Source organism: Anabaena sp. AL09 (genome assembly GCF_001672255.1).
GTDB lineage: Bacteria > Cyanobacteriota > Cyanobacteriia > Cyanobacteriales > Nostocaceae > Dolichospermum > Dolichospermum lemmermannii.
Genome location: NZ_LJOQ01000082.1, coordinates 9,667 through 16,572 on the forward strand (window position 1 = coordinate 9,667; position 6,906 = coordinate 16,572).

Annotated in this window: 6 protein-coding genes; 3 read left to right on the plus strand and 3 right to left on the minus strand. The window is 40.6% G+C overall.

What is annotated here, in order from left to right; genetic code table 11:
* The coding region (locus AN490_RS15665; protein ID WP_300005196.1) for a cadherin domain-containing protein at positions 1 to 1,811 on the plus strand (1,811 nt) is incomplete at its 5' end.
* 392 nt (positions 1,812 to 2,203) lie between these two features.
* Here AN490_RS15665 and AN490_RS15670 read toward each other — a convergent pair.
* Both AN490_RS15670 and AN490_RS15675 read right to left on the minus strand, forming a co-directional pair.
* On the minus strand, positions 2,204 to 2,782 hold the full coding sequence (locus AN490_RS15670; protein ID WP_300005199.1) for a PleD family two-component system response regulator: 579 nt from the start codon (positions 2,780 to 2,782) through the stop codon (positions 2,204 to 2,206).
* 154 nt (positions 2,783 to 2,936) lie between these two features.
* Positions 2,937 to 4,238, minus strand: coding sequence for an RNA-guided endonuclease TnpB family protein (locus tag AN490_RS15675; RefSeq protein ID WP_168631948.1), 1,302 nt, complete (start codon positions 4,236 to 4,238; stop codon positions 2,937 to 2,939).
* A gap of 298 nt (positions 4,239 to 4,536) precedes the next feature.
* Between AN490_RS15675 and lipA the strand changes: the two genes are divergently transcribed.
* The gene (gene lipA, locus AN490_RS15680; RefSeq protein WP_300005201.1) at positions 4,537 to 5,433 is read left to right on the plus strand and encodes a lipoyl synthase; all 897 of its coding nucleotides are present in this window, start codon (positions 4,537 to 4,539) and stop codon (positions 5,431 to 5,433) included.
* A 239-nt stretch (positions 5,434 to 5,672) separates the two neighbouring features.
* Positions 5,673 to 5,792, plus strand: coding sequence for a photosystem I protein PsaX (locus tag AN490_RS15685; RefSeq protein ID WP_015081431.1), 120 nt, complete (start codon positions 5,673 to 5,675; stop codon positions 5,790 to 5,792).
* 21 nt (positions 5,793 to 5,813) lie between these two features.
* Here AN490_RS15685 and AN490_RS15690 read toward each other — a convergent pair whose 3' ends face one another.
* Positions 5,814 to 6,752: a branched-chain amino acid ABC transporter permease gene (locus AN490_RS15690; RefSeq protein ID WP_300005206.1), complete on the minus strand. Its 939-nt coding sequence runs from the start codon at positions 6,750 to 6,752 to the stop codon at positions 5,814 to 5,816.
* Between the last annotated feature and the right edge of the window lie 154 nt (positions 6,753 to 6,906).

Below are 6,906 nucleotides of genomic sequence, written 5' to 3' on the forward strand. Positions count from 1 at the left end.
GAGGAGATGGTAATAATACCATTGATGGAGGAGATGGAAATGATAATATCACCACAGGAATTGGCAACGACAATATCACAGGTGGTTTAGGTAGTGACACCATTAATGGAGGTGCAGGTAATGACCTCATTATTGGCGTTAACCCTAACAACAGTAACCCCGGACGAGGAGAAATAGACTCCCTAACAGGAGGAACCGGAAGCGATAAATTCATCCTTGGTGATAACGATTGGATTGGTTACGATGACGGGAATAGTACACTCGCTGGCACTAATGACTACGCCGAAATAACTGATTTTACCACCGCCGATGATACCATTCAGCTTCGTGGTTCAAGTAATGACTATCTATTAACAGTTTCGGGTTCTAATACAAATCTCTATTTAGATAAACCCGGAACTGAACCCGATGAACTTATTGCTATCCTTCAAAATCGTACAGGATTAAGCCTAACCGCCAGCTACTTTAACTATAAAAATAGTGTCGCCAATCAAGCCCCAACGGATATTACTCTTTCCAAAAACACCATTGCTGAAAATTCAGCCCTAAATTCCCTAGTTGGTAACTTCAGCAGCACTGACCCCAACGCACTTAACACCTTTACCTATAGCCTAGTTGCAGGTACAGGAGACAGTGATAACGACCTGTTTACCATCCAAAACAACCAACTGCAAACCAACGCCATTTTTGACTACGAAAACAACAACACCTACACTATTCGAGTTCGCACCACAGACCAAGGAAACTTATTCTATGAGAAACCATTAACCATCAATATTACTGATGTTAATGAAATCCCAACTAATATCACTCTATCCAACAACACAATTAACGAAAATCAATCCATTGGTACAACTGTTGGTACTCTCAACACCATTGACCCCGACCAAGGAAACACCTTTACCTATCGGCTCATAAATGGAGCAGGTGCTACCGATAACGCTCTTTTCACCATCCAAAACAACCAACTGCAAAGCAACGCTATCTTCGACTACGAAACTAAGAATAGCTACAGTATTCGAGTCCGAACCATTGACCAAGGACGCGCCCTGTACGATAAACAGTTAACAATTAATATTGGCGATTTACCCGACTCTTACACCACAATAGAATCAGCAGGTAATACCAAATTAGTCAAAGATACCACCAACAAATACTTTACCCAAATCGGCACAAATACCCCAACTGCTATTAAAAATGGTGGACAACAAATCTACCAAAATATCTACACTGGTTGGCAAACTTTAGCCGCAGAAACGGTCAATGGAGTTAACCAAGTTCTGTGGAAAAATGTGCCTGGAAACTATCTGCATATTTGGCGTTTAGATAGTAACTGGAATTGGGTTTCTTCTCAAGGAAATTGGGGATTAAATTCGGCAGAAGCTTTAACTCAAGAAACTAACTTTGGCATAGATACCAATGGTGATGGTATTATTGGCAGTGGTTACACCGCAATAGAATCAGCAGGTAATACCAAACTAGTCAAAGATGCCACCAACAAATACTTTACCCAAATCGGAACAAATACCCCAATTGCTATTAAAAACGGTGGACAACAAATCTTCCCAGATATCTATCCAGGATGGCAAACTTTAGCAGTGGAAACTGTGAATGGGGATAACCAAGTTCTCTGGAAAAATACTGCTGGAAACTACTTGCATATTTGGCATTTGGATAATAGCTGGAATCGCGTTTCTTCCGAAGGACAATTTGGATTAAATTCTGCGGCAGCTTTCACTCAAGAAACTAATTTTGGCATAGATGCCAATGGTGATGGTATTATTGGCAATCCTTACATTGCTATCGTTTAACTTAGAAGCTAGAAGCCTCTCATTTCTTTATCGGGCAGGTGAGGGGCTTCTACTTTTTTAAGCTAAAATCAAATATAGCAGAATTTGGCTCGAACCCTACTTTCTGTACATAAATCAGTTTTGATGTTGTCGCAGAACGTTGTCGAAAAATAAGATAATTTTGTCCAGGTTTAACAGAGCTTTCATCGTTTTTTGCAAGTTGAGTTGTATTTTGAATGTGCCATGACAGGCTTGCGATAAAACTGATCGCAAAGAATACAGATCGAAATCTCATCCTGAGTATCTCGCTCCTAAACTCAATGCTGATAATAGCTTTTTCAAGTTCGAGGTAACTATTTCTTGTTATTAAGACTAAGTATTTCAGATGACAAGAATTATTACCACAAACAAAACTACTTAATTTCCTGTTTAATGAAAGTCACCACTTGATTAAGCTGTTTTTTCAAGTTGTCAATTTCTCCTTGCATCTTGACAATTTTATCATTTAGTAATTTGATGTCAGCAGATGAATCTACACCATTAGCAGCAGCAGTGGCTGGAACGAGTTGTTGATTTGCAGAACTAACTGGAGGTGTATTTAAGGCTGAACGGGGAATTTTCGACTTCACCATTGCTGACTTAATAGCCCCAATGAGTTGCTTTTGATCAAAAGGTTTACCCAGAAATTCAAAATATTCAAATGGTTCTACAAATTTTTCCGTTACCTCTTCCTTGCGGCCTGACATGATCACCAAGGGAATTTTCCGTAACTCTGGTTGAGTTTGAATATTCTGGAAAACCTCCCAACCACTCATTTTCGGCAGTAGGAAATCCAGCATGATTAAGCTGACTTTTTCCTGGCGCATTAGATTGTATCCTTCCAACCCATCCTTTGCTTCGATTACCTCAAAATTACCCGGAGGTAACATTTCCCGTACTTTTACCCTGACAACGGTAGTGTCGTCAATAACTAAAATTTTGTTACTTGCCACAACTGATTACTCTCCTAAAAATTTTATGTTTAGATGGCTGGTTGCCGACTGCTTTTAGGAATTCTCTCACTATATCCAAAATTTATGTAGATTGGGGAAGAGTATTTTCTAACACAGATTCTCAAAATGCAAGTGTTGTTTGACACTCTCAGCCCTAAAGGGACTGAGATTCTACTGACAGAATAGATTTAGGTAAAACCCAAACCCTAATTCTCGCTGCGTTCGTCAAACAACGCCTACCCAGTAAGCTTAGGTCTATGCCTAAATTGCTGGCTACTTTTTGCAGAATGTTGGCCGCGCCATTTAAATCTGCATTTATTAATGAACCATTACCAGATTTGTACAAACCACGCTTAACACGCTTTCCAGATGCTTTCCACCCGTCTGGTTTTTCACCAAACTTAGGTAGGGAGTCTCCATCTAGAAAACTAGCTTTTGATGTGTATGCTTCTTCGGTTTCTTGAAATCTAATACCGTGTAAATCACAAAGTTGCATTAGCCGGGTTTTGAGTTTACCTAACGGCATTTGGACAAACTTTTGATTATTAATTCTCCCCATATTAGCGTTAGATTTAAACCCATCATTCCAGCCAATAACTAATGTACCAATGCCGTATTTTAAGCAATGATCAATAATTAGTTTTGCAGCTTTATTAATGCCGTCACGCATTTGGTGGTTGCGTTTACGGGTCACACGGTCTAACCAATTATCCCAATAAGCCTCCGGTTTTCCGTCCTTGCGGGTAGATACTTTCTTGTTCCATAATTGATTCATTGCCTTCATCGCACGGGCATCAATCAATAGTGAATTACCCAATGTATCAACACAAGCAGCTAAATTATCAGCCGTTCCCAAGTCAATAGACAGAGCTTGATTGATGTCTAAAACGTGGTTTTGCTTCTCGACTTCATAAGACATTTCCAGATAAAAAGCCCCGTTCTTAGGTAGGATGGTGAACTCTTTAACCTTTGATATATCTATGTTTAACGGCATTGGTAGGAAAAATTCAGAAATTCCAAACCATCTTTTTACAGTTAGTCCTAACGAAAATCTAAGTTGTCCATTAATTAGAGTTGGTCTTTGTCCACCGCTATTAGGATAGGCAACTTTGAAAAGTTTAGAACCTGTTAGATAGCCGGGAGCTTTCGGTTTAAAAGGTAATTGTCCGTTAAGGAATAAAGAACGTAATCCTTTGAAAGATTTAAAAGCCTCAATCACAGACAATAAAGTTTGTTGTGCCGGTGTAGATGGCATTGATTGAGCGATCATAGTTTTAGCCACTGAAGGTTCATAAGCTAAATCAAACTTACCCGTTAAAAGTTTTCCAGTTTTAAAAAATGTTTGTCTAGCAAAATAAACACCACTGTTATAGAGCTTACCCGACTGTTGACAAAGATATTCTAAAATTGCCTTCATCTCATGATCGGGAGACAACAAAACCTGTTGTACCCCCATGAACTTCTGAACTTTAGGCATTGTTCGGGCTGCAATGTTATGATATTATTATCATAGCATACTAATATTCAATTGTCATCATGTCTAGGAAAAAAGGTACTGTTATTTATTTGTCGGAAGAAGACAAGGCAAAGCTAGAAAAGATTGCCGCAAACTGGGGGGTATCTCAGTCATCGGCTACACAAAGACTGATTAGAGAATACAAACTAGATTAGGAAGGACACGGCGGTTAAAACCGCCCGCGTCGCTCCCCTCTCAGGTCTAAAGACGCTGAGTTTCCCACCTACCGTGAGGTCTTATGAATTCTCCACAACAAGTTGATATCAAGTCAGAAATTATGACTATGCCTAGCTGGTTGCGTCGCCCTCTTGGCAAAGCTAGTGAAATCTCTACTGTCCAACGTATCATTAAGCAGCGACAAATTCACACAATTTGTGAAGAAGGGCGTTGTCCAAATCGGGGTGAATGCTACGCCCAAAAAACAGCAACTTTTTTATTAATGGGTCCAACTTGCACTCGCGCCTGTGCTTTTTGTCAAGTAGATAAAGGTCATGCCCCAATGGCTTTGGATGAACAAGAACCCCAAAAGGTGGCAGAATCAGTACAACTTTTAGGGTTGCGGTATGTGGTATTAACTTCTGTAGCTCGTGATGACTTAGCTGACGGCGGAGCAGGTCATTTTGTCAAAACAATGGAAACTATCCGCCACCTGAACCCTGAAACTCAAATTGAAGTGCTGACATCAGATTTTTGGGGTAGTGGGGGTGCAGCAGTTCAACGTCACAGCCTAGCGATGATTATTCAGGCTCAACCAGCTTGTTTTAACCATAATGTTGAAACAGTCCGCAGGTTAACCCCAACCGTGCGCCGAGGGGCAAAATATGACCGCTCCTTGGCTGTATTAGCGACAGTTAAAGAATTGAATCATCAGATTCCCACTAAGTCAGGTGTGATGGTGGGACATGGAGAAACAATAGAGGAATTAATTGAGACAATGGCGGATTTACGATCTGTAAAATGCGATCGCCTCACCATTGGCCAGTATATGCGTCCTTCTTTAGAACATCTACCCGTCCAAAAATATTGGACTCCAGCCGAATTTACCGAACTGGGCAATATAGCCAAAGACATGGGATTTAATCACGTCCGTTCTGGTCCCCTGGTTCGCAGTTCCTACCACGCTGGAGAGGAATAGGGGTAGGGGAGTAGGGGGAGTAGGGGGAGTAGGGGGAGTAGGGGGAGTAGGGGGAGTAGGGGGAGTAGGGGAGCATGGATATAAATTTCTTTATTTACTTCTTCCTTCTTCCTTCTTTCTTCCTCCTGACTCCTGACTCCTGACTCCTGATTCCTTACAAAAACATTTTTAAAGAATTTGCAAAATTGGCGCGTGAGTTTGCTATTTCTTAAAAAGTCACTAAATGAGGAGAACCGCTTATGACTGCTAAGAGCAAACCTGCTGCTAAACCTTCCTACGTTTTCCGTACTGGTTGGGCATTGCTACTTTTGGCTATTAACTTTTTAGTAGCAGCTTACTACTTCCACATCATTGACTAGTTAGAAGTAGGCTGGTGCTGCTTAGATCGTGCCTTTAAATAAACCCTTGGGGCGAATAAGCAGCACCAAAATCATGATTAATAGGGCTACACCTTGCTTATACTGTGAACCTAGCCAGGGGGTGCTAACTTCTTGGGCAATACCAATAATAAACGCTGCGGCGATCGCTCCGTAAGGATTGCCAATTCCGCCTAAAATCACTGAAGCAAACAAAGGTAAAATCAAAAACCAACCCATATTTGGACGCACGGCGGTAATTAGCCCGTACATACTGCCACCTAAAGAAGTAAATGTCCCAGCAATTACCCAAGTCCACAAAATTACTCGATCAACATTAATACCAGAAACTCTAGCTAAATCTAAATCATCAGCTACTGCCCGCATTGCTTTCCCAATTTTAGTATTTTGCAGCAAGTAGTGAAGCGATAAAATCGCCAAAATAGCTAATCCCAGTACCAATAATTGATTTTGTGGTACTTTTAAAGTCACAGATTCTAAAGCAGGGATAACTGGGAACTTATAGTATTCATCTTGTGGTACTTTTAAAGTCGCAAATTTAAATTCTAAAGCAGGGATAACCGGCAAATTATAGTTTTGGTTTTTACCTCCCCAGAGAAAAATAATCCCATTGCGGAGAAATAAAGCCAGACCGATAGAGATAATAATCAGAGTTGTCGAACTAGCACGGATAGACCGCATTTTTGACCACAGCAACTTTTCTGCTAGTAACATTCCTCCCACAGTTCCCACGGTAGCCACAATCATTGACAGCCAAATATTTAGACCCATACCATTGACCATGAGGGTTAAATAAGCTCCCAAAGTGAGAAAATCACCGTGGGCAAAATTAGACAACCGCAAAATCCCATAGGTTAAGGTCAGTCCAACTGCTGCTAGGGCGATAATGCTACCTACAGCAATACCGTTGATAATTAATTGAGCAAATTGTTGTATATCCATAAGTATGAAGTTACGTTGACACTCTGCGGTCTAAAGACACGCAGATTCTTTAAGACTTGCTTACTTAAAAAGGATAGTCAATTATCCTCCTAGACGCTCAAGGCAACTACCAGTACGACAGGTATTGCAATTGCGCTTACTTTTGATTTTTTTT